This is a genomic window from Crenobacter oryzisoli, assembly GCF_030385785.1.
GTDB lineage: Bacteria > Pseudomonadota > Gammaproteobacteria > Burkholderiales > Chromobacteriaceae > Crenobacter_A > Crenobacter_A oryzisoli.
Genome location: NZ_JAUEDK010000003.1, coordinates 14,936 through 41,749 on the forward strand (window position 1 = coordinate 14,936; position 26,814 = coordinate 41,749).

26 protein-coding genes are annotated in these 26,814 nt (G+C 65.3%); 15 read left to right on the forward strand and 11 right to left on the reverse strand.

Going from position 1 to position 26,814, the window contains the following annotated elements:
- Window positions 1–153: 153 nt before the first annotated feature.
- Window positions 154–1,257: an FUSC family protein gene (locus QU481_RS02100; RefSeq protein ID WP_289828217.1), complete on the reverse strand. Its 1,104-nt coding sequence runs from the start codon at window positions 1,255–1,257 to the stop codon at window positions 154–156.
- A gap of 121 nt (window positions 1,258–1,378) precedes the next feature.
- On the opposite strand from QU481_RS02100, the gene QU481_RS02105 reads away from it, so the two are divergent.
- The 3 genes from QU481_RS02105 (at window position 1,379) to QU481_RS02115 (ending at window position 3,571) form a co-directional block, all read left to right on the forward strand.
- Window positions 1,379–2,515: a cation diffusion facilitator family transporter gene (locus QU481_RS02105; RefSeq protein WP_289828218.1), complete on the forward strand. Its 1,137-nt coding sequence runs from the start codon at window positions 1,379–1,381 to the stop codon at window positions 2,513–2,515.
- A 184-nt stretch (window positions 2,516–2,699) separates the two neighbouring features.
- On the forward strand, window positions 2,700–3,107 hold the full coding sequence (locus QU481_RS02110; protein ID WP_289828219.1) for a hypothetical protein: 408 nt from the start codon (window positions 2,700–2,702) through the stop codon (window positions 3,105–3,107).
- A gap of 131 nt (window positions 3,108–3,238) precedes the next feature.
- Window positions 3,239–3,571, forward strand: coding sequence for a hypothetical protein (locus tag QU481_RS02115; RefSeq protein WP_289828220.1), 333 nt, complete (start codon window positions 3,239–3,241; stop codon window positions 3,569–3,571).
- A 431-nt stretch (window positions 3,572–4,002) separates the two neighbouring features.
- Here QU481_RS02115 and QU481_RS02120 read toward each other — a convergent pair whose 3' ends face one another.
- The 3 genes from QU481_RS02120 to QU481_RS02130 are packed head-to-tail and all read right to left on the reverse strand — an operon-like array spanning window position 4,003 to window position 7,557.
- Window positions 4,003–4,953 (reverse strand): ABC transporter ATP-binding protein, encoded by a 951-nt coding sequence (locus QU481_RS02120; protein ID WP_289828221.1) that lies wholly within the window; start codon window positions 4,951–4,953, stop codon window positions 4,003–4,005.
- Window positions 4,946–6,508 (reverse strand): ABC transporter permease, encoded by a 1,563-nt coding sequence (locus QU481_RS02125; RefSeq protein ID WP_289828407.1) that lies wholly within the window; start codon window positions 6,506–6,508, stop codon window positions 4,946–4,948. The genes QU481_RS02120 and QU481_RS02125 overlap by 8 nt, the downstream gene beginning before the upstream one ends.
- A 23-nt stretch (window positions 6,509–6,531) precedes the next feature.
- Complete coding sequence (locus QU481_RS02130) at window positions 6,532–7,557, reverse strand: thiamine ABC transporter substrate-binding protein (RefSeq protein WP_289828222.1); 1,026 nt, start codon at window positions 7,555–7,557, stop codon at window positions 6,532–6,534.
- A gap of 327 nt (window positions 7,558–7,884) precedes the next feature.
- On the opposite strand from QU481_RS02130, the gene QU481_RS02135 reads away from it, so the two are divergent.
- Window positions 7,885–9,324 (forward strand): DUF1800 domain-containing protein, encoded by a 1,440-nt coding sequence (locus QU481_RS02135; protein ID WP_289828223.1) that lies wholly within the window; start codon window positions 7,885–7,887, stop codon window positions 9,322–9,324.
- Between the two features lie 26 nt (window positions 9,325–9,350).
- Window positions 9,351–10,556 (forward strand): DUF1501 domain-containing protein, encoded by a 1,206-nt coding sequence (locus QU481_RS02140; RefSeq protein WP_289828224.1) that lies wholly within the window; start codon window positions 9,351–9,353, stop codon window positions 10,554–10,556.
- Between the two features lie 86 nt (window positions 10,557–10,642).
- Here QU481_RS02140 and QU481_RS02145 read toward each other — a convergent pair whose 3' ends face one another.
- The gene (locus QU481_RS02145; protein WP_289828225.1) at window positions 10,643–10,966 is read right to left on the reverse strand and encodes a hypothetical protein; all 324 of its coding nucleotides are present in this window, start codon (window positions 10,964–10,966) and stop codon (window positions 10,643–10,645) included.
- Entirely contained in the window at window positions 10,963–11,088 is a 126-nt protein-coding gene (locus tag QU481_RS02150) for a hypothetical protein (protein ID WP_289828226.1), read from the reverse strand. The genes QU481_RS02145 and QU481_RS02150 overlap by 4 nt, the downstream gene beginning before the upstream one ends.
- Window positions 11,089–11,117: 29 nt before the next feature.
- Here QU481_RS02150 and QU481_RS02155 point away from each other — a divergent pair, with 29 nt between their 5' ends.
- Window positions 11,118–11,942, forward strand: a complete 825-nt coding sequence (locus tag QU481_RS02155; protein WP_289828228.1) for a hypothetical protein — start codon at window positions 11,118–11,120, stop codon at window positions 11,940–11,942.
- Window positions 11,943–12,126: 184 nt separating this feature from the next.
- Here the strand turns inward: QU481_RS02155 and QU481_RS02160 are convergent, their stop codons facing one another.
- Window positions 12,127–12,987 carry a LysR family transcriptional regulator gene (locus QU481_RS02160; RefSeq protein WP_289828229.1) on the reverse strand — a complete coding sequence of 287 codons (861 nt, stop codon included), beginning with the start codon at window positions 12,985–12,987 and terminating at the stop codon, window positions 12,127–12,129.
- 230 nt (window positions 12,988–13,217) lie between these two features.
- Here QU481_RS02160 and QU481_RS02165 point away from each other — a divergent pair, with 230 nt between their 5' ends.
- The gene (locus tag QU481_RS02165; RefSeq protein WP_289828230.1) at window positions 13,218–13,661 is read left to right on the forward strand and encodes a multidrug/biocide efflux PACE transporter; all 444 of its coding nucleotides are present in this window, start codon (window positions 13,218–13,220) and stop codon (window positions 13,659–13,661) included.
- A gap of 119 nt (window positions 13,662–13,780) precedes the next feature.
- Window positions 13,781–14,260: an Mpo1 family 2-hydroxy fatty acid dioxygenase gene (locus QU481_RS02170; RefSeq protein WP_289828231.1), complete on the forward strand. Its 480-nt coding sequence runs from the start codon at window positions 13,781–13,783 to the stop codon at window positions 14,258–14,260.
- Window positions 14,261–14,322: 62 nt separating this feature from the next.
- On the opposite strand, the gene QU481_RS02175 is transcribed toward QU481_RS02170, so the two are convergent.
- The 4 genes from QU481_RS02175 to QU481_RS02190 all read right to left on the reverse strand — a co-directional run bounded on the left by QU481_RS02175 (window position 14,323) and on the right by QU481_RS02190 (window position 17,441).
- Window positions 14,323–15,090: an ABC transporter ATP-binding protein gene (locus QU481_RS02175; RefSeq protein ID WP_289828232.1), complete on the reverse strand. Its 768-nt coding sequence runs from the start codon at window positions 15,088–15,090 to the stop codon at window positions 14,323–14,325.
- A gap of 49 nt (window positions 15,091–15,139) precedes the next feature.
- Window positions 15,140–15,853 carry an ABC transporter permease gene (locus QU481_RS02180; protein ID WP_289828234.1) on the reverse strand — a complete coding sequence of 238 codons (714 nt, stop codon included), beginning with the start codon at window positions 15,851–15,853 and terminating at the stop codon, window positions 15,140–15,142.
- A complete protein-coding gene (locus tag QU481_RS02185) occupies window positions 15,850–16,539 on the reverse strand; it encodes an ABC transporter permease (RefSeq protein WP_289828236.1) in 690 nt (229 codons plus the stop codon). Before QU481_RS02185 ends, QU481_RS02180 begins: the two co-directional genes overlap by 4 nt.
- A 134-nt stretch (window positions 16,540–16,673) precedes the next feature.
- Window positions 16,674–17,441 (reverse strand): ABC transporter substrate-binding protein, encoded by a 768-nt coding sequence (locus QU481_RS02190; RefSeq protein WP_289828237.1) that lies wholly within the window; start codon window positions 17,439–17,441, stop codon window positions 16,674–16,676.
- Between the two features lie 555 nt (window positions 17,442–17,996).
- Between QU481_RS02190 and QU481_RS02195 the strand changes: the two genes are divergently transcribed.
- The 7 genes from QU481_RS02195 (at window position 17,997) to hutI (ending at window position 26,767) form a co-directional block, all read left to right on the forward strand.
- Window positions 17,997–19,121, forward strand: a complete 1,125-nt coding sequence (locus tag QU481_RS02195; protein ID WP_289828238.1) for a succinylglutamate desuccinylase/aspartoacylase family protein — start codon at window positions 17,997–17,999, stop codon at window positions 19,119–19,121.
- A 257-nt stretch (window positions 19,122–19,378) separates the two neighbouring features.
- On the forward strand, window positions 19,379–20,089 hold the full coding sequence (gene hutC, locus QU481_RS02200) for a histidine utilization transcriptional repressor HutC (RefSeq protein WP_289828239.1): 711 nt from the start codon (window positions 19,379–19,381) through the stop codon (window positions 20,087–20,089).
- 492 nt (window positions 20,090–20,581) lie between these two features.
- Window positions 20,582–22,285 (forward strand): urocanate hydratase, encoded by a 1,704-nt coding sequence (hutU, locus tag QU481_RS02205; protein WP_289828240.1) that lies wholly within the window; start codon window positions 20,582–20,584, stop codon window positions 22,283–22,285.
- A 112-nt stretch (window positions 22,286–22,397) separates the two neighbouring features.
- Window positions 22,398–23,948 (forward strand): histidine ammonia-lyase, encoded by a 1,551-nt coding sequence (gene hutH, locus QU481_RS02210; protein ID WP_289828241.1) that lies wholly within the window; start codon window positions 22,398–22,400, stop codon window positions 23,946–23,948.
- Between the two features lie 12 nt (window positions 23,949–23,960).
- Window positions 23,961–24,926 (forward strand): formimidoylglutamase, encoded by a 966-nt coding sequence (hutG, locus tag QU481_RS02215; protein ID WP_289828242.1) that lies wholly within the window; start codon window positions 23,961–23,963, stop codon window positions 24,924–24,926.
- Window positions 24,927–25,529, forward strand: coding sequence for a HutD/Ves family protein (locus QU481_RS02220; protein WP_289828243.1), 603 nt, complete (start codon window positions 24,927–24,929; stop codon window positions 25,527–25,529).
- A complete protein-coding gene (hutI, locus tag QU481_RS02225) occupies window positions 25,526–26,767 on the forward strand; it encodes an imidazolonepropionase (RefSeq protein WP_289828244.1) in 1,242 nt (413 codons plus the stop codon). Before QU481_RS02220 ends, hutI begins: the two co-directional genes overlap by 4 nt.
- The last annotated feature ends 47 nt before the right edge of the window (window positions 26,768–26,814 follow it).

A 26,814-nucleotide genomic window follows, 5' to 3' on the forward strand; every position in this document is an offset into this window, starting at 1 on the left:
GGCGAAGCAAAAGAAAGGAACTCGCCAGTCGGGCGAGACCGACAAAGCCACAAGCCCCACCCTTGTAAGTCGAAGCACCACCACACGCCGCACAAACAAATTCGGCCCCCCCCCCCCCAAAGATTGGCCAAACACATCCCGCGCAACAGCACCTCACTCCGACAGAGAACCTCCGCCCACCCCCTTCGGCGGCCCCACCACCAGCCCCACCGCACACCAGTACGGCGCGCTGTCCAGAATCTGCCGGTTGAGCCGCTCCACCTGGTCGAGCAGCTTCAGCGTCAGCCATAGATAGCCCCGCCCCTCGAAACCGAACTCCGCTGACGGCAGCGCCGCCAGGTCATGCTTGCGCTCGTCCTGCAACGGCTGCAGCCGGTCCGGGCGGTCGAAGCGCAATGCGTGCGCCATGCCGAGCAGCGTGTGCTTGATCAACAGCTGTTCCTTCTCGCAGGCTTCCTCCAGACACTGGTGCTCGTCGCGCTCCAGCCGCTGCGCGCCGGTCTCGCCCAACAGGTCGAGGGTAGTGAGGATGCCCCGCTGCAACAATTGGATATGCTCCAGCTCCCTGGCACTGATCGGTACCTCCTTACACACCGCGGGGAACAGGCTGCGCTGCTTGGTCAGCCGCGCGTTGAGCCGAGCAAACGCCGCCTCGATCTCGCCAGATGGGGCGAGCTCGTGGTGGCGCAGCCGCGCGTACAACATGCCGGCCTCGCGCAGATTGTCGGCGAGCAGGTATTTCCAGTGGTTGACCGCCTTCTGCGGCAGCAGGCTGGCGAAGCCGAGCGCAATCAGCGCCCCGGCCAGCACGTTGGCCGAGCGCCACAGAGCACCGTTGATGTCGTTATCGCCGTAGCCGGCCACCACCGCCATGGTGATGCCGGACAACAACGCGATGTAGTCGGCACGGCCCAAGGCAAAATAGCTGCTCAGGCCGGCGAACAGCACCATCCAGCCGTACGACAGCGGCACCGAATAGCGGTGCAGCACGATGGCGAGGATGCCCGCCACGCCGCCGATCACCGTTCCGGCGATGCGCTGGCCTGCCTTGCGGAACACACTGCCCAGATGCGGCAGCGAGCCGATCACCACTAACACGGTGATCAGCATCCAGGCACCGTGTGGGATGGCGAACTGCGTGACCAGCACCAACACGGTCAGGAAGGCCAGCGCGACGCGAAACGCATGCAACACGGCATAGTGCTGGTGAATGAAATACGGCGAGACCCAGCGGCCAAAGGAAGGAAGACGCACCATGAACGGGCCGGTCGGAAAACACCCTAGCAGTATCGCATCGGCCCACGGCGACGGCCAACCTGCTCGTCATCGGCTTGGTGCATAATAGCAGTCTGACCGATACCTCCCCGGAGTACCTGCAATGCCCATCCTGTCGCCGGATACCGACCGCCAGTTCGCCCTCGACAAGCAGCAGGCGGCCAAGCGCAGCACGCTGGTCAGCGTGGCGGTCAATCTGGCTCTGTCGGCCTGTCAGATTGTGATCGGCACCATCGCGCACTCGAGCGCACTGATCGCCGATGGCGTGCACTCGCTGTCGGACCTGGTGTCCGACTTCGTGGTGCTGTACGCCAACAAGCACAGCCACAAGGCCGCCGACAGTGACCACCAGTACGGCCACGCCCGCTTCGAAACCGCCGCCTCGCTGGCGATCGGCGTGCTGCTTCTGGTGGTCGGCGTCGGCATGCTGTGGGCGGCGGCAATGAAGTTCGAGGACCCGAGCAAGATCCCGACCGTGCACTTCATCGCGCTGTGGATGGCGCTGACGACACTCGGCGCCAAGGAAGGGCTGTTCCGCTACATGCTGGCGGTGGCCAGGCGGGTGAAGTCGAGCATGCTGATTGCCAACGCTTGGCATGCCCGCTCCGACGCCGCCTCGTCACTGGTGGTGGCGATCGGTATTGTCGGCAACCTGATGGGGCTGCCGCTGCTCGACCCGCTCGCCGCCGCCATCGTCGGCTTCATGATCAGCCGCACCGGCTGGAACTTCAGCCGCGAGGCGCTCAACGACTTGATGGACCGCGCCCTCGATGAGCAGCAAGTGAAGGCGATCCGCGCCACCCTGGCCGAAACAGAGGGCATCCGCAATGTGCATGACCTTCGCACCCGCAAGATGGGCGATCTGGCGGTGGTCGACGCGCACCTCCTGGTCGACAGCCACCTGAGCGTGTCCGAAGGCCACCAGCTGGCGCTGAAGGCTCACCAGCGCGTCAGCGAACGCTTCCCGGTGGTGACGGTGACGCTGCACATCGATGCCGACCCGGACCAGAATGCAGACGACCCGTCGCTGCCGAGCCGCCGTGCCTTGCTCGACATGCTGAACTCGCGGCTTGGCGTGCCGCTCGCGTTCGACGACCTGCGCGCGCACTATCTCGGCGGCAAGATCGAACTGGAAATCTACGTCGACGATGACGACGCGGCGCGCGAGGTCGAACTGCGTCGCGCAGCGGCCACCTTGCCGCAGCTGCGCTCGGTGCAGCTGTTCCAGCGCATGGGCTGACCCCCTCCTCCGCTCGGCCGAATGCCACAGGCCGAGCGGCGCTCCTTCGCTCCCTCTTTGAGTCCTTGGGGTCGATCTCGAACCGTGTAAATGGTTAAGAGCGCCCCCCGGCATCACCTTTGTCACGCCAATATAAAAAGTCTGTGCTAGATCATGTGTAATGACGACTCAATGATGGTCGACCATGGATCAACAGCAATTCAATCGAATGCTCGTCGGGCTTTATCGCCTGCCCATCGTACTGGGGGTGGCCGCGCTGCTGCTGCTCTGCGCCTGGCTGTTGGTTTCCGACACCATCCGGGCGATTCCTGCTCCGGACACTCTGCTCCTTGTCGTCTTCGTTACCATCGCGGTACTGAGCTTTGCAGCGTTGGGTATGGCGCTTACCCTGACCGCGGTGCTTGCCGCGTGGGCCATGGGCGGTCTGGCCAGCTGCGCCAACTGCCGCGGCCTGCTGATTCGACACCGGTACCATGGTCCGCTCGGCTCACACCGCTGCTGCCTCGCCTGCAATGCCAGGTTCTGTACCCTCACGGACAGGCCGGCCAGCCTGCAGGCGCAACCTGAAGTGCTGCCCTCCGCAACGCTCTAACCCCAGGCAACCCGGAATCGCCGGCCCCGGGAACAACAGGCAGCAACACCGGGAGGGATGAACTAGCGGCCCAGAAGCAAAAATGGCCGTTTCCTCTGTCGAGGAACGGCCTTTGCTGTTCTTCTGGTTGCGTGGACTTCACTACAAATCGCCAAGCAGCTGCATTTATCGGCTGCTTGCCGCACGGTGATGGGCCAGCCATGCACTATGCTGCGTTTCTTATACTTTTCTCGCTTGTCGACTTCGACATTAACTTAAACGATCAACCTCTTTTCGATCAGCTAAATGATATCGGGTTTATCTTCTCACCATCCCGCCACCTCCCCGATGTGGAAAGACAAATGAATTACCGTGCCCTCCGGTCTGCCCCATCATCTTCTGACTGCCCTGAGCGTGCTGAAAGTCGTGGTCGTGATGGTGGTGAAAATCATGATCGTGGTCGTGATGAAACCGATTATCGATAAATACCCCACCGTAGAACATGGGGTAACAGTCGGGACCATAGTAATAACCCGGATAATAGCTCGGCATGCATCCCATATCGCTGGGATAAACGGGTCTCTCGTCAGGCACCGCGACACAGCCACTGAGCATAACCGCCGCAACAACCCCGCCTAACAGGGGCAAAAGATTGCGCCCCATGATGACACCTCACGCGCTCAAGCAGAACGACTCTGCTCATTTACTTTGACCTGCACCCGGCGTGTATGTCCTTCATCGAGGCAGCGATAATTCGTTAAGAGATATGTCCGGATTTTGACAACGGCTTAATGCGGATTGACGGGCAGTTTTTCTTAAAAACCTGGCGGTTTATTGCAGGCCCAATGGCAGGAGTACGATGAAAAATGCCGCTCACTGCTGAGGTGAGCGGCATCGCGGTAGTAATGCCTGACTTTCAAGCCGGCAGCGGGATCATTCTGGCGGGGTCGATGCCGACGCGGACCTTGCCACCGACGCGCAGGCCTTCGCCGAGACCGGCCGCCTCGCGCGGCGACAGCGTCAGCGTCAACGGGCCCTCGTCGAACGCGACGGTCAGCCGGATGCCCGCCGCCAGGTTCTCGAGCGCCTCGATCCGGCGCAGCGGCTGTGCGTCACCAAAGCAGAACGCCTGCTCGGGAACCAGTGCGCTGCCGAGCACATTGTCGAAACCGACGAAGCGCGCGACCCAGGCATCGGCCGGGTGGGCCAGCAGCTCGGCCGGCGCCGCCTGCTGCACGATGCGTCCGTCGCGCAGCAGCGCCACCCGATCGGCCAGCGCAAACGCCTCGGCTCGGTCGTGGGTGACCAGAATCGCCGGGATGCCAGCGTCGGTGAGCAGGCGGCGGAACACCTGCTGCAGGCTCTGGCGCAGGTTGGTGTCCAGGCTGGAGAATGGCTCGTCGAGCAGCATCAGCCGCGGCCGGGTCACCAGCGCGCGGGCCAGTGCCACGCGCTGCTGCTCGCCGCCAGACAGGGTAAACACCCGGCGCGCACCGTAACCAGCCAGACCCACCTGGGCGAGCGCCGCCTCGACCCGCTCGCGTACCTCGGCGCGCTTCACCCGCCGCTCGACGAGGCCGAAGCCAACGTTGCCGCTCACATCCAGATGCGGAAACAACGCGAAATCCTGGAACATCAGCGCGAACTCGCGCGCCTCCGGCGCGGCGGCAGTGATGTCGGTGCCGGCGAAGCGCACGCGGCCGGCATCGGGCTGTTCCAGCCCGGCGATGATCTTCAGCAGCGTGCTCTTGCCGCAGCCCGAGGGGCCGAGCAGCGCTAGCGTCTCGCCGGCGGCGACGGTCAGCGACAGCCGCTCGGCCACGCAACGTTGGCCGAAGCGTTTGCAGATATCGATCAGTTCAAGCATGGGGTAACTCCGTGGCGGCGGGCGGCCGGGTGGCGAGTGCGCGGCGCGCCCGCTCCAGCGGGGTCGGCCACTCGATCAGCACAAAGGCTGCCAGCGCGAACAGCATCAACAGCGCCGACAACACCAGCGCCTCGGCCAGGTTGGCCGCGCCGGGCCGGCCCAGGCGCTGGTAGATCAGCGTGGTCAGCGTCATCCACTCCGGGCGGGACAGGAACAGCGTCACCGCAAACTCGCCGACGGTGGTCGCAGCGGCGAACGCGAGGCCGCGTCGGAACGCCGGCAACAGCCACGGCCAGCTCACCCGCCAGAACGCCCGCCACGGCGTCGCACCCAGGCTCTGCGCCGCCTGCGGCTGGCTTGCCGGCAGCGCGTCGAGCGCGGCGGCGATCGCCTTCGCGATGAACGGATACGCAAACAAGGCATATGCGGACAACAGCAGCGCGAGGCTCGCCGTCCACGATGGGTAGAGCAGCAACAGGCCAAACGCGACGCACACCGGCGACACCACGAAGGGCAGGAACACCGCGCCGCGCAGCCACAGTGAGCGGCTTGCGATCAGCGCATGCGCGACACCGACCACGCTGGCGAGCGCCAGCGCGATCAGGCTGAAACGGCCGCTGTTGGCGAGTGCCGCCAACGTGTCAGGCTCGACGAGCACCGCCCACGCCTCCGGACCGGCGGCCAGCGCGCAGCCTAGCACCGCCAGGAGCGGTGCGCCGCTAAACGCGATCAGCATCGCGAGCGCGACGGCGAGCCAGGACCATTCGGCCAAAGTGGCAGGCCGGCGCGGCGCGATCGGCTCGACCCTGCCCGGCGCAGCCAAGCGCTTCTCCACCCAGGCATAGCCGAGCGCCGCAGCGCCGGTGATCGCCATCATCGCCAGCGCCAAGGCGCCTGCGTCGCCGAGGTTCAGCTCGTACGCAACCAGCGAATAGATCTCCACGTCGACGGTGGCGTAGCGCTGCCCGCCCAAGAGCAACGCCAGCCCGAAGCCGGAAAAGCAGTACAGGAACACCAGGCACAACGCCGAGGCGAGCCACGGCCGCACCGCCGGCCACTCGACGCGCCAGAACGCCCTCCACGGCGTGGCGCCCAGGCTGCGCGCGGCGGCGAGGCGCGACGCCGGCACCGCGGCGAAACCGTCCACGCCGGCGCGCAACACCAGCGGCAGGTTGTAGAACAGGTTGCCGTAGAGCAGCAGCCACGGCGTGTCCTGGCCATTGATGGGCAAGACGCCGTGCGGGCCGGCCGGCGCCAGCACGCCGAGGCCGGCCACCAGGGTCGGCATCACGAAGGGCAGCATCAACAGCCGCAGCACCAGCGTGCGCCCGGCGAAGTCGAAGCGTGCCAGCGCCCAGGCGAGCGGCAGGCCGAGCAGCAATGTCAGCATGCAGGTAACGGCCGCCTGGATCAGCGACCAGACGATGCGCCAGCGCAGATAGGCGTCGGTGAGGATGTTGGCCGAAAGATGGTCCCAGCCTTCGGCCAGCAGCCGCGACAACGGCGCGACCACCACCACCGCCAGGAACGCCAGCGGCAACAGCGTCAGCGCCATGCGCTTGGGGTCAAACCGATTGATCACTGCCCGCCCTTGAGCACTACGCGGGTCCAACGCGCCACCCATTGCTGGCCGCGCGCGGCGATCGCTTGGCTATCGGCCGGCTTCACGCCCGCCGGCTTGTCGGCGTGCCTGAACACCGGATCGATGGCGGCGGCCGGGTTGACCGGGTACATCCACATCGTGGTCTGCAGTGCCTGCTGCACCGGGACACTGCGCAAATAATCGATGAACTGGCGGGCAGCGACGCGCTCGCCGCCGCCCTTGATCAGCGCGGCGCCTTCCACCTGTTGGAACACCCCGCCCGGCAGGTTCAGGTTGGCGGTGGGCGATTCGGTCAGTTTGGTCTTGCTGTAGAACACCTCGGCGGCCGGGCTGGTAGCGTAGCTGACCACGATCGGGCGGCTGCCGCCGTTGCGGCTGAAGTCGGTGTAGTAGGCCTCGCTCCAGCCCTTGGCCACCTTCACGCCGTTGTCGCGCAGCTTGCCCCAGAACGCGAAGGCCTTGTCCTCGCCCATAGACTGCACGTTGGCCGACAGGAAGGCCAGGCCCGGGCTGGAGGTGGCCGGGTTCGGCATCACCAGCAGGTCCTTGTAGACCGGGGTGGTCAGCGCGTCGAGCGAGGTTGGCAGCGGCTTGCCGTGCTTGGCGAACCAGGCCTTGTCGATGTTGAGCGTCACATAGCCATAGTCGACGCTGACGACGCCATTGGGAAGATTCTGCACCGCCTTGCCGGCCGGGGCGTAGGGCTCGATCACGCCGGCGGCGGCGGCCTTGCCGACCAGGCTGTTGTCGATGCCGTAGGCGACGTCGGCGATCGGGTTGGCTTTTGTCAGGATCAACTTATTGACCATCGCGCCGGCGTCGCCGGCCTTGATGATGGACAGCTTCACGCCGGACTGCTTCTCGAACTGGGCGATCAGCGGCTTGGGCAGCTCGAAGGAATCGTGGGTGAGCACGCGCAGTTCGGCGGCGTGGGCGAGCGGGGCGAGCGGGGCGAGGCCGGTGGCGACGAGCGCGAGCGGCAACAGACGCTGGGTGAACATCGATACTCCCTGTGGCAATGCGGCAAGGCGCAGGGAGTCGCGACGCGGCCGAAGCCAGGGGCGGCACCTCCCTACGCAGGTTTCCAGAGTCGTCGACAAGCCCCGCCCGGCCTTATTGCCGCGTTGCTGGCTTTTGTCGACGACTCGACATCCTGATCAGGTTCGAGGGGACTCTCTCAGCACGATGCGCCACGCATCGGCACCCCCGGTGACGAATCCATTAAGTATACCTTGGGGCCAAGACACCCCGACACATTTGCTAACAACTGGTAACAGCCTGGATTCAGGTGCCGGACTAGCATCAGGGAAACCACTCGAGGAAGAAAAATGACACGTTTGAGGCTGGTTCTGGCGCTGTGCGCGCTGCTGCCGGCGCTGGCGCAGGCGGCCGGCATCGGCGAGGACGGCGCGCGGCTCTTGCTCACCCGCACCGGCTTCGGCGCCAACCCGGCGAAGATCGCCGAACTCGCGCCGCTGTCCCGCGCCCAGGCGGTCGACCGGGTGCTGGCGAACCCGCGCACCGAGCCCTTGACCCCGCCGCCGGGCTGGGTGATGCAGCCGATCGAGCTGCCGCGCTATGCACAGCTGCCCGAGGACCAGAAGAAGGCGCTGCGCCAGCAGGAAAACCAGCGCTCGCTGGAGCTGAAGGGCTGGTGGCTGGGCGAGATGCGCGCCACCGACTCGCCGATCAGCGAGAAGATGACCCTGTTCTGGCACAACCACTTCGTGTCGGGCCTGGACAAGGTGAACTCGCCCGAACTGATGGCGCGGCAGAACCTGCTGCTGCGCCGCGAGGCGCTGGGCAACTTCGGCACGCTGCTGCACGAGATCGCCCACGACCCGGCGATGATGCGCTACCTCGACACCGCCAATAACCGCAAGGGCCAGCCCAACGAGAACTTCGCCCGCGAGGTGATGGAGCTATTCACCCTGGGCGAGGGCCACTACAGCGAGCAGGACATCCGCGAGGCGGCGCGCGCCTTCACCGGCTGGGGCATGCAGCCCGGCAGCGGCGACTTCGTCAACCGGCCACGCCTGCACGACGATGGCATCAAGACCGTGTTCGGCCAGAGCGGCAACTACGACGGCGACCAGGTGCTCGGCCTGCTCTTGCAGCGCCCCGACACCGCCCGCTTCGTCACCACCAAGCTGTGGCGCTACCTCGTCTCCCCCACCCCCGATCCGCGCAGCGTCGACCGGTTGGCCGCAGGCTTCTACGACTCCGGCTACCAGATCAAGCCGCTGGTGCGCGCGCTGTTGATGACCGACGCGTTCTGGAAGAGCGGCGGCCAGTTGGTGAAATCACCGGTGGAGCTGACCGTCGGCACGCTGGTCACCTTCGACCTGACCCCGGCCGACTACCGGCCGCTGGCGCTGTTCAACCGCAACCTGGGCCAGGACCTGTTCAGCCCGCCCAACGTGAAGGGCTGGCCGGGCGGCGATGACTGGATCAACAGCGCCACCCTGCTCGCCCGCAAGCAGTTCCTGGCGCGGCTGTCCGGCGGCGGCATCAACCTGCCCTCGGGCGGGCCGGCGATGCTGCCGGTGGCCACCGGCCTCGACGACCCGTCGCAGAAGGCCACCGAACGTCGGCTGACCCGGCTCAACCTCGACACCGCCGACTGGGCCGAGCGCTACCACGTCGACAGCGTACACCGCGCCAGCCACCTACTGCTGCCGGTGAAGCCGGCGAGCCCGCCGCAGGCCGGCGATGCGGGCGAAGTGGTAAGAGAGCTGCTGCTGGACGCCGCCTATCAGGTGGACTGAGGCTCCGCCCAACAAGGATTGATGACATGCAACGACGCGAATTCCTGCAAGTGCTCGGCGCCGGGCTGACCCTGGCGGTACTGCCCGAACTGACCCTGGCCTATTCAGCCGACCCGGCGCACTACGGCCGCCTCTTGGTGCTGGTCGAGCTCAAGGGTGGCAACGACGGCCTCAACACGGTGATTCCCTATGCCTCGCCCGACTACGCGCGGCTGCGCCCCAGCCTGGCGATTGCGCGCGACCAGGTGCTGACGCTGTCCGAACGCGCCGGCTTCCACCCCTCGCTTTCGGCGCTGATGCCAATGTGGCAGGACGGCGAACTGGCGCTGGTCGAGGGCGTCGGCTACCCCGAGCCGAACCTGTCGCACTTCCGCTCGATCGAGATCTGGGACACCGCGTCGGCGAGCGACCAGGTGCTGCAGACCGGCTGGCTGAGCCGGCAATTCCGCCGCGCGCCGCTGTCGGGCCAGTTCGCCGCCGACGGCGTGGTGCTGGCGAGCCAGACGCTCGGCCCCTTCGAGGGCGGCGCACGGGTGGTGGTGCTGAACGACCCGGCCGCGTTCGCGCGCGAGGCCAAGCTCGCGTCGGACATGGGCAGCGGCAACGCGCCGGGCGCGCTGGCGCACATCCTCAAGGTGGAGGGCGACATCCGCCATGCCGCCGAGGGGCTGGCCGGCAACGGCATGGCGGCAATGACGGCCAAGCACGACCCAAACAGCGCCGAGGCGCAGGGCAAGATCCCGCCGCCGCCGGGCGCCTTCGGCAAGGCGATAAAGACGCTGACCGACACGCTGGCGCGCGGCTCGCAGGTGGCGGTGGCGCGGCTGACGCAGACCGGCTTCGACACCCACGGCGGCCAGCTGGCGACGCAGGGCCGGTTGCTCAAGGAACTGGCCGAAGGGCTCGCGAGCCTGCGCTCGTCCCTGCAGGCTCAGGGGCGCTGGCAGGACACGCTGGTGATGAGCTATGCCGAGTTCGGCCGCCGGCCGCGCCAGAACGGCAACAACGGCACCGACCACGGCACCGCCAATGTGCACTTCGTCGCCGGCGGCCAAGTGAAGGGCGGCTTCTACGGCAAGGCGCCGGAGCTTGCCGGCATCAGCGATGGCAACCTCGACTACGGGGTGGATTTCCGCCAGCTCTACGCCACCGCGCTCGGCCCGTGGTGGGGGCAGGATGCCGCGGCGGTGCTGGGTGGACACTTCGCGCCGGTGCCGTTGCTGCGCGCCTGACAGAGCTCCCGGCCGACCTGCTCCAAAAACGCTTCGGCCAACCAGATAGGGTTGGCCGCAACGTCATCATCCCCTCTGTTGCCCCCCTACAGCGTCAGCTTTCTGCTCCACAGCCCCCACAGCGACACCGCCGCGCCCCCAGCGACCGCACCGACACCGCCATCAGCAGGCGTGATCAAAAAACCCAGCCCACGTCGGCGCGATGCATCGCGCGCGAGGAATACACCCTGGCGCCCTCGATGCCGAAACATGCCCACCGCGCTGATCGACCAGCCGATCAGCGTGGCGCCGGCGCCGGCCGAATGGGCGATGTTCTGCAGCAGTGAAAAGATGCCCCCACCGATCATCGAGCCGACCACCAGCGCGGCGAGCGCCGGCAGTTTGAGGGACCCAGCCGAATTTGTAGTCATGTTTTCCCCTCTTGCACCCGATAAAGAAGATATTTGCCGTTTTTCCCCTGACCGCAAGGGCTTGACGTGTCGGTGATGAAGCTGAGCCCGGCCGCACCGACGCGATGCGTGAACAGCTTCATTACAGACCCCAGGCTGATATGATAGGCACATGGAAACCTTAAGTCCCTCCCCCTCGACCAGCGCCGCCAACCTGAAGCTGCCGCCGCCGGAAAGCGACAAGTCGCTCGCAGCTCGCGCGATGCCGGTCAGCGAAACGGTGCTCATGCTGCAAGACGGCGCCGGCCCGCTATACGGTCTGGTGCGCAAGAGCCATGTGCGCACCGAGCAGAACGAATACCTGTGCGTGCAGTTTCGCGGCGTCGCCCGGCTAGTCGACAGCAGCAACTGGCAGCCGCTCGACAACGTCAGCCACAACTACGCGACGAACGAGCACTGCGCCTGGATCAAGGCCAACTTTCCGAGCCAGTCGGTCAGCTTCGGCCCAAGCACCGGCATCGTCATCGAGCCGTTGTTTGAACAAAGCGAGCTTGCCAACTATCTGCTCGTGCAGCTGATCAACTGGGCCAAGGCCCACTATCCTGACTACAGTGTTGCCCCGGGCGCATTCGCGCTGTCCGACAACCTGACCGAGCAGGAGAAGCTGGCACGCCAAGCCTTCTTCGCCGCCCAGGGCTTCGACTTCGAGTGGCTGGACCCGGAGCAGCGCACCGGCCGCTACAGCAAGGACAAGGTGCACCGGCTGATCGGCATGGCCGACGAGAATGCCGCCAGCGAGATCAGCGGCGCGGCGCTGCTTGAGAGCATCTCGCGCCAGGAGGCGCACCGCCACGAGTTGGAGGGCCAGCTCGCCAACCTCGATTCGGGGCGCGCCAGCCTGCAGCGCCAGCTGCAGCGCGAACGCAGCATCAACCAGATCCTGTCCGGCATCCTGCTGACCGTGCTGGTGGCGACGTTATTCTGGGCGATCTGGTAAGAACCTGCTCATCATCTTGCTGCGCCGTCCTGATCGGGGCTCGTGCGCCGCTCGGAACCGTCATGGACACCGAGCCCATTCTGGTTCCTGCGCTGCTCTTCACCTCGCTGAGGGCCGCTCGCGACAGATGCTGAGCAGCTTCTAATCGGCCTAACGGCTTACTAGGCGGGGAACCCCGCCTTTGTCATCGTTGCAGCAACCGCTGCTGCAACCAGCTACCGGCCGGCCCGAGGCGATGACCGCGCGACCACACCACGTCCACCGCCAGGCTCTTCGGCCAACCGGCCACCGGCAGTTCCACCAATCGCCCGACGGCAAAGCGCTCGACCAGCCAGCGCGGCAGCTCGGCCCAGCCGAAACCGAACACCGCCATTTCCATCAAGAGCAGATAGCTCGGCGCCGACCAGCAGCGCCCGGCGCCCGATGGCGTGACGTCGTCCAGATAGGTGTTGAGGCGGAGCGCGCGATGGCCTGCCAAGTCCTCGGCACTTGGTGCCGCCAGCGCCGCGAGCGGATGGTGACAGGCCGCGTAGAGACCGATCTGGGCGCGCTCGGCCACTGTCGCCGCGCCGATGTCGGGCGGATACGCCGGCTGAGCCGCCATCAGCCCGAGCTGCGCCCGCCCTTGCTGGATCAGCGCCAGCACATCGCTGTGCTCGGCGACCAGGCATTCGAACTCCAGCTCGGGATAGCGCTGATCGAGTTCGGTCAGCGTCGCTTCATACTGCACCGACTGGTAGGTGTCGGACACCACCACCGTCAGGCGCGGCTCCATGCCGCCGGCGAGCTGTCCGGCGGCACGGCCGAGCCTGTCGTGCGCAGCCAGCACCTCGTCGACGCGGCCGAGCAACGCCCGACCCGCCTCGGTCAGCACCGGCTGACGGGCGCTGCGATCAAACAGCGCCACGCCCAGGTCGATTTCCAGATTGGCGATCGCCTCACTGACGGTGGACTGGCTCTTGCCAAGCTTGCGTGCCGCAGCGCTAAACGAGCCCTGCACGGCGGCCTCGGCGAATGCTTGCAGCGATTCGGGTGAAAAATTCATATCGGTTTTTCCGATGGTGTCTCGTTTCACTCTATCTAGAATGCCGATGAAAATACAAGCCTACCACTCAGAACCTGTTCACGATCTCGCTAACGAAGGGTCAGCCAAGGCGAAATGGCGCGAAACAGCGGAATGTACATGGAGTACATGAGCATGTTGAGCGCCATTTCAACACAGGATCACCCGAGTGCAGCAGATCGTGAACAGGTTCTCACTACCGGGAGCTTATGATGACCAATGACAAATCGCTGAAGGAGCGGCTCTTTCACGCCGCCAGCTTCGAACTGTTGGCGCTGGCGATCTGCGCGCCGGTGTTCTCTTGGCTGCTTGGCGTGTCGCTCGGCCATATGGGCGCGCTGACCGTGATGATTTCGCTGATCGCGATGCTGTGGAACATGCTATTCAACACTCTGTTCGACCGGCTGCAGCGCCACCTGGGTTTTGAACGCAGCCTGCCGGTGCGCATCGGCCACGCGGCGCTGTTCGAGCTGGGACTAATCTGCGCGGTGGTGCCGCTGGCAGCCTGGTGGCTGGGCGTGAGCCTCTTCGAAGCGCTGCTGCTCGACCTTGGCATCCTGCTGTTTTTCATGCCATATACGGTGGCATTCAACTGGGTTTATGACATGCTGCGCGACCGCTGGCTCACACGGCGCGAACTCACCGTTAGTACCTGATTTCCCTCGCTTCGTCGCCCCGTTTCGGCCAGCCAAAGGGTTGGCCGAACACGTGCTTGCGAGCGCCGAATTCACCCAGCTAGTATCAAAATACACCCCCCGTAGATAGGAGATCGATCATGACTATGCGCGAATGGCTGATGCTCTACGGGGAAAGTCACCAGCACCCCATCAATATTGTGATCCACAAGGTATGCGTGCCCGTGATCGTATTCACGGTGCTCGGACTGCTGTGGTGCGTGCCCCTGCCGCCCGCTTGGCGCACGCTGCTGGTATTCAACGGTGTCGGTTATGCGAACCTCGCAACGCTGGCGGTGCTGTTGGGCCTGGTGTTCTACTCGCGACTGTCGACGCCGATAACCATCGGCATGGCGATGCTGACCTTCACCATGCTGCTGATATTGGGGCTGATGGAAAAGCACGCGGTCGACTTGCTGACGCTGTCGATGGCCGCGTTCGCGATCGCCTGGGTCTGCCAGTTCATCGGCCACAAGATCGAGGGCCAGCAGCCGTCGTTCTTCCGCGACCTACAGTTCCTGCTGATCGGTCCGGCGTGGACGCTGGTTCCGTTGTACCGGCGCCTCGGCATTTCCTACTGAGCGCCGCCGGCAACGACAAAGGCCTACCCGCGGGTTGGCCTTTTGCGTGATGCGACGGCGGCTTACTTGAGCCGGCCGGACAGGAACTGCGCCAGCCGCTCGCTCTTCGGGTTCACCAGCACCTCGTGCGGGTGGCCCTCCTCCTCGACCCGCCCCTGATGCAGGAACATCACATGGTTGGACACGTTGCGGGCGAAGCCCATCTCGTGCGTCACCACCACCATGGTGCGGCCTTCCTCGGCCAACGACTGCATCACCTTCAGCACTTCGCCGACCAATTCCGGATCGAGCGCCGAGGTCGGTTCGTCGAACAGCATCACCTCCGGCTCCATCGCCAGCGCCCGGGCAATCGCCACGCGCTGTTGCTGGCCGCCGGACAGGTGCGACGGGTACTTCTCCTCGACGCTCTGCGGCAGGCCGACCTTGGCGAGGTACTTGCGCGCCCGCGCCACCGCCTCGTCCTTCGAGATACCGAGCACGTGCATCGGCGCCTCGATGATGTTCTCCAGCACCGTCATGTGCGCCCACAGGTTAAAGTGCTGGAACACCATCGACAGCTTGGTGCGCATGCTCTGCAACTGCTTCGGGTCGGCGACGCGCAGCGCGCCCGTCTTGTCCTTCTCGGTGCGGATCTCGTCGGCGTTCACCGTGATGCGCCCGGAACACGGCTGCTCCAGGAAGTTGATGCAGCGCAGGAAGGTGCTCTTGCCCGAGCCGGACGAGCCGATGATGCTGATCACGTCGCCGGCCTTGGCCTTCAGCGACACGCCCTTGAGCACCTCGTGGTTACCGTATTTCTTGTGCAGATCGTCTACAGACAGCTTGTACATTTTTGTCTCTCCATCGATGTCGTCGGTCGCAAAGCGGACCCACGCCACCTCAATGTCCCATCGGTTTCAGGAAGGCCAGCCAGCGCAATTCGCAGCGGCGGAAGCCCCACACCAGCGCGAAGGCGATGCAGGCGTACAGGATGGCGGCGATGCCAAAGGCCGAGAACGACGCGTAGGTCGCCGAGTTCACGTCGCGCGCCACCTTCAGGATGTCCGGCACGGTCGCGGTAAACGCGATCGTGGTCGAATGCAGCATCAGGATCACCTCGTTGCTGTAATACGGCAGCGCGCGGCGCAGCGCCGAGGGGATGATGATGTGGCGGTACAGCCTCCACTCCGACATGCCATAGGCGCGCGCCGCCTCGATCTCGCCGTAGGGGATCGAGCGGATCGCCCCGGCGAAGATCTCGGTGGTGTACGCGCAGGTATTGAGCGCGAATGCGAGGATGGTGCAGTTGATGCCCTCGCGGAAGAAGGCGTCAAGCAGCACATTGTCGCGCACCACCTGCAGGCTGTAGATGCCGGTGTAGCAGATCAACAGCTGGATATAGAGCGGCGTGCCGCGGAACACATAGGTGTAGAACCACACCGGCCCGCGGATGTAGAGCTTCTCGGACACCCGCGCCACCGACATCGGTACCGCGAGACAGAAGCCGAACGCAATCGATGCAGCCAACAGCCACAGCGTCATCGCCACGCCGGACAGACGGTAGCCGTCGCTCCACAGGAAAGCGTGCCAATACTCTTGGAAGATGCCGATCATAGCTGGGCCTTTCTAACGCCGACCGAATAGTGACGCTCCAGCCAGAGCAGCACGAAGTTCGACGCGGTGGTGATGAACAGGTAGACGACGGCACCGACGATGCTGAAGTAGAACAGCTGCATCGAGCTCTTGCCGGCATCCTGGGTGACCTTGATGATGTCGATCAGGCCGATGATCGATACCAGCGCGGTGGCCTTGATCATTACCTGCCAGTTGTTGCCGATGCCCGGCAGCGCGTAGCGCATCATCTGCGGGAACAGCACCCTCAGGAATACCTTCCACGGCGACATGCCGAAGGCGTGCGCCGCTTCGATCTGGCCGCGCGGCACCGCTTCGAACGCGCCGCGGAAGGTCTCGGTGAAATAGGCGCCGTAGATGAAGCCGAGCGTGATCACGCCAGCGATGAACGGGTCGATGTCGACCTGGTTCCAGTGCAGCCAGTCGGTCACTTGGTTGAGCAACAGCTGCAGGCTGTAGAACAGCAGCAGCATGATCACCAGGTCCGGCACGCTGCGGATCAGCGTGGTGTAGGCGGTGCCGACGAGACGCAGCATGCGGTGGCGGGACAGCTTGGAACTGGCCCCGATCAGGCCGAGCAGCACCGACACCAGCAGCGACAGCGCGGCAAGCTTGATGGTCGAGACGGTCCCGTCGAGGATCAATGGGCCATAGCCTTGCAGAAACATAATTACCTTACTCCTTTGCCGACAGCCCGGCGACGCGGGCCATTCTGGCGGTGCAGTCAGCTGCACCGCGCTTTTTCCCAGCCTTGCCGGACGCCCAGGATTAACCGTGGCGCCGGCACTCGACAAAGAAGTGCTCAGTAAATGCTGAAGGAGAAGTACTTCTGCTGCAGCCGCTTGTGGGTGCCGTCCTTGACCAGCTCGGCGATCGCCTTGTTGATGGCCAGGCGTAGCTCGTCATCTCCCTTGCGCAGGCCGATTGCGACCCCATGACCCAGCGTCTTCGAGTCCTGCACGGCCGGCCCGGAGAAGCCGAAGCCCTGGCCGTTTGCCCGCTTCAGGAAGCCGTATTCGCCGGCGACGGCGTCGGAGAAGCTGGCATCAAGCCGGCCGGAGGCGAGGTCCTGGTAGGCCAGCTCGGGGTTCTGGTATGACACCACATTCACGCCCTTGGGCTCCCAGTAGGTCTTCGCGTAGGTTTCCTGGATCGAGCCCTGCTCCACGCCGACGCGCTTGCCACGCAGCGACGCCACCGTCGGCAGCAGATTGGACCCGTTGTGAGCGATCAGGTGGTTCGGCGTAGCGTAGATCTTCTCGCTAAAGGCGATTTCCTGCTGGCGCTTCTCGGTCACCGACATCGACGAGAGCACCGCATCGAATTTGCGGGCCTTGAGGGCGGGGATGATGCCGTCGAAGGCGTTCTCGACCCAGACACACTTGGCATGGAGCTTGGCGCAGATCGCATTGCCCAGATCAATGTCAAAGCCCGCCAGCTTGCCGTCCGGCGTTTTCGATTCAAACGGGGCGAATGTTGGGTCAACACCGAAGCGGATGACGCTCGGTTCATTGGCGAAGGCGCCGGTGGCGCACAGGGTCAGGGCGGCGAAAGCGACAAGCTTCTTCATAGTATCTCCTTTGAATTCCATCTCTGTTGCGCGTGAACTCGGATCGGCCTGCCGGGACTGCATTCCTCATCACCGTGCTCGCGCGACCCTAACAGCCTGGGCCCGGTCTATGCCCGGCTCCAAACATGTATATACAAAGCTAAATCGAAATTTCTCAAACTGCAATCGCTTTATCGAACACCGCATCACTTTATCTCAACGGCATGGAAAGAAATGCGACGGGCAGACCGTCATACTTGTATCGACACACGATCGAAAACAGATGAAAACACCTTAAAAACAGCAGGTTAACTGATAAAATCATTGCTATAGCGAAGGAACCCTGAATGTTTACCATCAGTAAGCCCCATCCAGGACAAGGCCGATCCTCCGTCCGCAAGCCCCCATTCCGGCGGGTTAAGGTAGCGCCGAACATGTCGACATTGTCTATACAAAAAAAGTCCACTAGACTGGATTTCCCCTCGCCAAGGCAGGCACAGGCGCTGGATCGAATAGCGCAGCAATGCCCCGGCCCAATTCGCATCGTTGGGCGGTGAACGCCCACCAGGAGACAGCATGCACATCCAGCAGCACCCCCTCGTCAGCCCAAGCTGTGGCACCCAGCGCCACGTCACCAGCTTCCATTTCGGCGCTGCCCGCGCAGGGGGCTGGCCGCGGAAGGTCTACATCCAGAGCAGCCTGCACGCCGACGAAATCCCCGGCATGCTGGTTTCGCACTACCTGCGCGAGCTCTTGACCAAGGCAGAAGCGGAGCAGCGCCTGCTCGGCGAGATCGTGCTGGTGCCGGTCGCCAACCCGATCGGCCTCTCGCAGAGCCTGCTGCAACAGCCGATCGGCCGGTTCGAGCTCGGCAGCGGCGAGAATTTCAACCGCCACTACCTGTCGCCCGGCGCGGAGCTGGCCGAACGACTCGCCGGCAAGCTGGGGCCGGACGCGGCGGCCAACAAGCGACTGATCCGTCAGGAACTGGGCGAGCTACTCGCCGCGGCGACGCCGACGACCGAGCTGGAGTCATTGCGGCTGACGCTGCACCGCCTGGCGCACGATGCGGACCTGGTCATCGACCTGCACTGCGAATGGGAAGGACTCATGCACATCTACGCGGCGCGAGGCCAGTGGGAGCGAGTCGAGGAACTGGCCCGCTACCTGGAGTGCCCGGTATCGCTGCTGGCCGACCACTACGGGGATACACCGTTCGACGAAGCCATCTTCATGCCGTGGCAGGAGCTGCGCCGCCGCTTCCCCGATCATCCGATCCCCTACGACAGCGTCGCGGTGACGGTGGAACTGCGCGGACAGCAGGATGTCACGGCCGAGCTGGCCCAAAAGGACGCCGCCGCGATCTACGCCTCTCTGGTACGCGCCGGCCTGGTCGAGGACGACGTGCCGCCGCCGGCACCGCTGCCCTACCCGACGACCCCACTCGAAGGTTCCGAAACAATGAAGGCGCCGAGCTATGGTGTGCTCGTGTTGCGCCTGCCACTGGGCAGTTGGGTCAGCGAGGGCGAGCTGGTCGCCCAGATCGTCGACCCGGTCGCAGGCCGTACCACCGACGTGCACAGCCCGACCGAAGGGCTGCTCTACGCGACGGTGCGCAAACGCTACGTGATGACCGGCGACAGCGTCGCCAAGGTGGCGGGCAAAGCCATACTGAAGAAGGGAAAATTGCTGGACGCTTGAGAACTTGTTCACGATCTCGCGAACGAAGGGGCAATGACGCGAAAAAGCGGAATGGACTCATCGAGTAGATAAGCATGTTGAACGTCATTTCAGTGCAGGATCACCCAAGTTCTAGAAGATCAAACGCAGCAGATCGTGACAGGTTCTGAGCGATCGCCCCGGCCCCGATTCAAGGGCCGGGGTAGGCATGCCACGGCAAATTGACTATACAAGCATAGAGCGTGCTATAGTTTGTCGTCACCTCCCATACCCGCGCCATGTCCTACGCCAACACCAAACCGGTTCCCGCCTACGTCCAGATCAAGGACTACGTCCGCAATCAAATCGAGACCGGCGTATGGCCCATGGGCAGCCTGATCCCGTCCGAACACGACTTGCTCAAGCAGTTCGGTGTCTCCCGCATGACGGTGAACCGGGCGCTGCGTGAGCTGACCGACGACCAGATCCTGCACCGCGTACAGGGCGCCGGCACCTTCGTCGCCTCGCAGAAATACCAGTCCACCCTGGTCGAGATCAAAAGCATTTCCGACGAGATCAAGAGCCGCGGCGGCCAGCACCACAGCGAGGTGCTGATCCTGGAGCGCACCGGCGATGCCAAGGCACTCGAGGCGCTGGGCCTGCCGCCCGGGGCCGAGGCGTTCCATTCGCGCATCGTGCATTTCGAGAACGATGTGCCGATCCAGCTGGAGGACCGCTTCGTCAACCCGCAGCTGTACCCGCACTACCTCGAGCAGGACTTCCGCGCCATCACCCCGAACGAATACATGACGCTCGAGGCGCCGCTGCAACGGGCCGAATACGTGATCACCGCCCGCATGCCCGATGCAACCGCACGACACCGCCTGCGCATGGACATCGGCGACCCCTGTCTGGTGCTGCACCGCCGCACCTGGGCGCACGAACAGATCGCGACCGACGTCACGCTGTGGCACCCGAGTTCGCGCTACCAGTTCTCCGGCAGCTTCTGATCAGGCGGCCCGGCGACGCTGCCGGTGCCACCTCACTGTTGTATATACTTTGATCACACCAACCAGGCGGGCGATCCGGCAGCTCTTGCCACGCCGATCGTCGCACTGAACCGCCTGAATCTCCCCCTGCTTCCCTGTCCGAAAACCGCACGACAAAGCCTGAAAAACGGCCGATAATCAAGTCACTAGCCATTACCTCCACTGGCATTCCCTGACAACCGACCAGGCCCCAGCGCCTCGACACCAGCACCGCTCATCAATCCAGCCCGGTAAGCCGCGAAAAAATTTATCGACAGTACTTGTATATACAAACATTGTGCGCTACAGTTTGATCACGTTGTATAGACATGGCTGCGTTACATCGCATTAGACGCCGCAGGCTGTGCCATCCGCCAAGACAGCTGGCCAGGGACTGGCCTCTCAGGCGGCCAGACAACCCGGCAACCCAATTTGACAAGCACCAGCAAGGTGTCGAACCCAGGAGAGACTCGAATGAACTCGTCGCACAACACCGATCCGCGCCTCGACCCGACCCGCGTCATCCGCGCCCCGCACGGCAGCGAACTGACCTGCAAGAACTGGCTGACCGAAGCCGCCTACCGCATGATCCAGAACAACCTGGACCCGGACGTCGCCGAGAATCCGCAGCACCTGGTGGTGTACGGTGGCATCGGCCGCGCCGCACGCGACTGGGCCTGCTACGACCAGATCCTCGAGTCGCTGAAGAACCTGGAAAACGACGAATCGCTGCTGATCCAGTCGGGCAAGCCGGTTGGCGTGTTCAAGACCCACCCGGACGCACCACGCGTGCTGCTGGCCAACTCCAACCTGGTGCCGAAGTGGGCCAACTGGGAAAAATTCAACGAGCTGGACCGTGCCGGCCTGTTCATGTACGGCCAGATGACCGCCGGTAGCTGGATCTACATCGGTAGCCAGGGCATCGTGCAGGGCACCTTCGAGACCTTCGCCGAAGCCGGCCGCCAGCACTACAACGGCGACCTGGCCGGCCGCTGGATCCTGACCGCCGGTCTCGGCGGCATGGGCGGCGCGCAGCCGCTGGCCGCCACCCTGGCCGGTGCTGTGTCGCTGAACATCGAATGCCAGCAGTCGAGCATCGACTTCCGCCTGCGCACCCGCTACCTCGACAAGCAGGCTCGCGACATCGACGAGGCGCTGGAACTGGTGCGCTACCACACCGAACGCAAGGAAGCGGTATCGATCGGCCTCTTGGGCAACGCCGCCGACATCCTGCCGGAACTGGTGAAGCGCGCCCGCGCCGGTGGCATCAAGCCGGACCTCGTGACCGACCAGACCTCGGCACACGACCTGGTGAACGGCTACCTGCCGACCGGCTGGAGCGTGGAAGACTGGCGCGCCGCGCAGCGCGACCCGGCGCAGCACGCCCGCCTGACCGAAGAAGCCGCCCGCTCCTGCGCGGTGCACGTACAGGCGATGCTGGACTTCCAGTCCATGGGCATCCCGACTGTCGACTACGGCAACAACATCCGCCAGGTCGCGCTCGACCAGGGCGTGAAGAACGCCTTCGACTTCCCGGGCTTCGTGCCGGCGTACATCCGCCCGCAGTTCTGCGAAGGCCGTGGCCCGTTCCGCTGGGTGGCGCTGTCCGGCGATCCGGAAGACATCTACAAGACCGACGCCAAGATCAAGGAACTGTTCCCGCAGCACAAGATGGTGCACCGCTGGCTCGACATGGCGCGTGAACGCATCGCCTTCCAGGGCCTGCCGGCGCGGATCTGCTGGCTGGGTCTGGGTGAGCGTCACCTCGCTGGCCTCGCGTTCAACGAGATGGTGCGCAACGGCGAATTGAAGGCTCCGATCGTGATTGGCCGCGACCACCTCGACACCGGCTCGGTAGCAAGCCCGAACCGCGAAACCGAAGCAATGCGCGACGGCACCGACGCCGTGTCCGACTGGCCGCTGTTGAACGCCCTGCTGAACACCGCAGGCGGCGCGACCTGGGTATCGCTGCACCACGGCGGTGGCGTGGGCATGGGCTACAGCCAGCACTCCGGCATGGTGATCGTTGCCGACGGTAGCGAAGAAGCCGAGAAACGTCTGGCCCGCGTACTGGTGAACGACTGCGGCAGCGGCGTAATGCGCCACGCCGACGCCGGCTACGAAACCGCGATTGCTTGCGCTAAGCGTTTCGGCCTGAAACTGCCGATGATTAAATAAGCGTCGCTATCCGCGACCCTGTAGCGCCCTCGCCTCTGGCGGGGGCCGCCCGAAATATCGAACCCGTGACGACTACCCCGCCACCCGTTCATTTCGCTTAAAGAGACAGATTATGAGCAAGACCCTGACCCTCCGTCCCGGCCAACTGAGCCTCGCCGAACTGCGCCAGCTGTGGCAGAACCCGACCACCCTCGTGCTGCCGGCCGAGGCCTACCCGGCAATGGCCGCTTCGGCCGCCGTCGTAAGCCGCATCGCCGACAAGGGTGACGCCGCCTACGGCATCAACACCGGCTTCGGCAAGCTGGCCCTCACCCGCATCCCGGACGAGCAGCTCGAACTGTTGCAGCGCAACCTGATCATGTCGCACTCGGTCGGCGTGGGCGAATCGCTGAGCCCGGCGGTGACCCGCCTGGTGATGGCACTGAAGATCGGCAGCCTGGCTCGCGGCTTCTCCGGCGTGCGCGCCGTGGTCGTCGACACGCTGCTGGCAGTGTTCAACGCCGGCATCCTGCCGCACATCCCGGCCAAGGGTTCGGTGGGCGCTTCCGGCGACCTGGCCCCGCTGTCGCACATGACGCTGACGCTGATGGGCGAAGGCGATGCCTACCTCGACGGCCGCCGCATGCCGGCACGCGAGGCGCTGGAACAAGCCGGCATCACCCCGCTGCGCCTGGCGTCGAAGGAAGGCCTGGCGCTGATCAACGGCACCCAGGTGTCGACCGCACTGGCGCTGAACGGCCTGTTCATGGCCGAACGCGTGTTCAAGGCAGGTGTGGTCACCGGCGCACTGTCGGTGGACGCCGCCAAGGGCAGCGATGCACCGTTCGACCCGCGCATCCACGCCGTACGCGGCCAGCCGGGCCAGATTGCCCTGGCCGGCGTGTACCGCGAGCTGCTGACCGGCAGCGCGATCCGCCAGTCGCACCGCGAAAACGACAACCGCGTGCAGGACCCGTACAGCCTGCGCTGCCAGCCGCAGGTGATGGGCGCCTGCCACGACCTGATCCGCCAGGCCGCGCGCACCCTCTTGACCGAAGCCAACGCCGTCACCGACAACCCGCTGGTATTCCCGGGCGAGAACGGCGAGCCGGACGCAGTGCTGTCCGGTGGTAACTTCCACGCCGAGCCGGTGGCCTTCGCCGCCGACACGCTGGCGCTGGCGGTCTCCGAGATCGGTGCGCTGTCCGAGCGCCGCATCGCGCTGTTGATCGACTCCACCCTGTCCGGCCTGCCGCCGTTCCTGGTGAAGGAACCGGGTCTGAACTCCGGCTTCATGATCGCCCACGTTACCGCCGCCGCACTGGCGTCGGAGAACAAGTCACTGGCGCACCCGGCCAGCGTCGACAGCCTGCCGACCTCGGCCAACCAGGAAGACCACGTCAGCATGGCGACCTTCGCCGGCCGTCGCCTGGCTGAGATGGCCGAGAACACCGCCACTATCGTCGGCATCGAGCTGTTAGCCGCCGCCCAGGGCGTGGACTTCCACCAGCCGCTGGCGACCTCGCCGCGTCTGGCCAAGCTACACCAGCAGCTGCGCGCCAAGGTGCCGTTCTACGACCGCGACCGCCTGTTCGCACCGGAAATCGACGCGGCGACCGCGCTGGTGCGCCAGGGTGAACTGGCCAGCGCCCAGAGCGACCTGCTCGACGCGCTGTTCGACTAAGCGGAGGCGACGATGGGTCAAGCTACCCTGCAAGGCTGGCAAGGCCGCATCGACGCCGAGGAAGGCGAGCTGGGCCGTCGCTGGCACCAGCTCGCCGCCGCCGCGCCGGCTTCGGGTCCTCTGGACGGCGTGACGCTGGTCGGCTTCGCCTGCGATGCCGGCGTGGCGCGCAACCATGGCCGCATCGGTGCTGCCGAGGGCCCGGCCGCGCTGCGCGCCCTGCTCGGCAACACCCCGGTGCGCCACGTCCAGAAGCTGTGGGACGCCGGCGATGTGCGCTGCGACGGTGATGCGCTGGAGCCGGCCCAGGCCGAGCTGTCCGAGCGTCTTGCCGACCTGCTCGGCCGCGGCACCTTTCCGATCACGCTCGGCGGTGGTCACGAGATCGCCTACGGTTCGTTCGGCGGGCTGGCACGTCATCTGGCAGCGCAAGGTGGATCGGCGCCACGCATCGGCGTGGTGAACTTCGACGCGCACTTCGACCTGCGCCTGGCCGAACGCGCGAGCTCCGGCACACCGTTCCGGCAGATCGCCGAGGACTGCGCAGAGCGCGGCTGGCCGTTCCACTACGCCTGCCTCGGCGTCAGCGATTACGCCAACACTCGCGCGCTGTTCGAGCGCGCCGAGCAACTGGGCGTGTGCTGGCGGCGCGACGAGGAAATGGGCATCGACCGCTTGGCCGAATCGCGCGCCCAGCTCGAGCAATTTCTGGCCGGTGTCGACCATGTGTACCTGACCGTCTGCCTCGATGTGCTGCCGGCCGCGGTTGCGCCGGGCGTCAGCGCGCCGGCCGCGCACGGCGTGGCACTGGAGGTGGTCGAAGCGCTGATCGACACGGTGCTGTCGTCGGGTAAATTGCGGCTCGCCGATGTCGCCGAGCTCAACCCGCGCCTCGACATCGACTCGCATACCGCCCGCGTCGCCGCGCGGCTGATCGCGCGCGTCGCCGATGCGATCGCCGAGCAACAAGGGGGCTGAATGCAGAGCCTCTGTCCTGCCGACTACCGTCAGCAACCATGGAAGAACGGCGCCGGTACCACCGTCGAGCTCGCGGTGTTCCCGGCCGATGCCGGCCTCGATAGCTTCGACTGGCGCATCAGCCGTGCTCGTGTCGGTGCTGCTGGACCGTTCTCGGCGTTTCCCGGCATTGACCGCAGCCTCGCGCTGCTGAGTGGCGCCGGGCTGCGCCTGACCGGCGACGGCTTTGTCCCGCTCACGCTCAAGGCCGACGGCAGCGTCTGGCGCTTCACCGGCGAAACGCCGGTCGCCGCCGAGCTGATCAATGACGACGCGGTCGAGGACTTCAACGTGATGACGCGGCGCGGCCGTTTCGCGCACCGCGTCGCCCATCACGCGCTGGCGGCCGGCGAGACGCTGCCGCTCGCCAGTGATGGCGATGCAATCCGCTTCGTGCACTGCTTCGCTGGTCGACTGAACATCGACAACGAAGTGCTCGCCGCGGCCGAGAGCCTGCTGCTGGCACCGACCGACGGCATGGTCTCGCTGCAGGCCGAAGCGGACTGCCGGCTGTTCATCGTTATCTTGATTGCGCAGGGGATTGCGCAAGGAGACCTTGCATGAGCATTTCTTCATCCGGCCCGCGTTGGGACGCGCTGTGGCGCAATGTGCACTTGGCAACGCTGGCCGAACACGACGGCTACGGCGAGATCCGTGCCGCCGCTATCGCGGTTAAGGATGGCCGCATCGCTTGGCTCGGTGAAGAGACCGACCTGCCAGCCGGCGCGTCGGCCGATGTCGAGCACGACGGCGGTGGCGCCTGGCTGACCCCGGGCCTGATCGACTGCCACAGCCACATCGTCTACGCCGGCAACCGCAGCGATGAATTCGAGGACCGTCTGAACGGCGTGCCGTACGAAGCAATCGCCCAGCGCGGCGGCGGCATCCTGTCGACCGTGCGCGCCACGCGCGCCGCCGACGAGGAGCAGCTGTTCGCCGCCAGCCGCACGCGTGTCGATGCGATGCTGGCCGAAGGCGTGACGACGCTGGAGATCAAGTCCGGCTACGGTCTGACGCTGGACAGCGAGCGGCGCATGCTGACGGTAGCGCGCAACATCGGCGAACGCCTGCCGGTGCGGGTGCGCACCAGCTTCCTCGGCGCGCACGCCTTGCCGCCCGAGTTTGCGGGCCGCGCCGACGACTACGTGACTGCGTTGGCAGACCACTGGCTGCCGACGCTGGCGGCAGAGGGGCTGGTCGATGCGGTCGACGCGTTCTGTGAAAAGATCGCGTTCTCTCCAGCGCAGACCTCGCGGCTGTTCGACGTGGCGCACCAGCTCGGCCTGCCGGTGAAGCTGCACGCCGAGCAGCTGTCCGACCAGGGCGGCGCGGCGCTGGTCGCGGGCTTCAAGGGCCTTTCAGCCGACCACCTGGAATACCTGTCCGACTCGGGCATCGCCGCGATGCGCGAAGCCGGCACGGTGGCGGTGCTCTTGCCCGGCGCGTTCTACTTCCTGCGCGAAACCAAGCTGCCGCCGATCGCCCAGCTTCGCGATGCCGGCGTGCCGATCGCGCTGGCGACCGACAGCAACCCGGGCACCTCGCCGCTGACCTCGCCGCTCTTGACGATGAACATGGCGTGCACGCTGTTCCGCCTGACGCCGCAGGAGGCGCTGGCCGGCTTCACCCGCCACGCCGCCACGGCGCTGGGGCTGGGCGGCGAGCTCGGCACACTGGAAGTGGGCAAGATCGCCGACTTCGCGTTGTGGGACATCGACCGACCAGCCGACCTCGCCTACACGATGGGCCTGAACCCCTGTCGTCAGGTGGTCAACGCCGGTATCGCCCGCGCACCGCATTAATTTTCTCCTTCATGCTTTGTGTTCCCCGCCTTGGTTTGCTCCTGGGC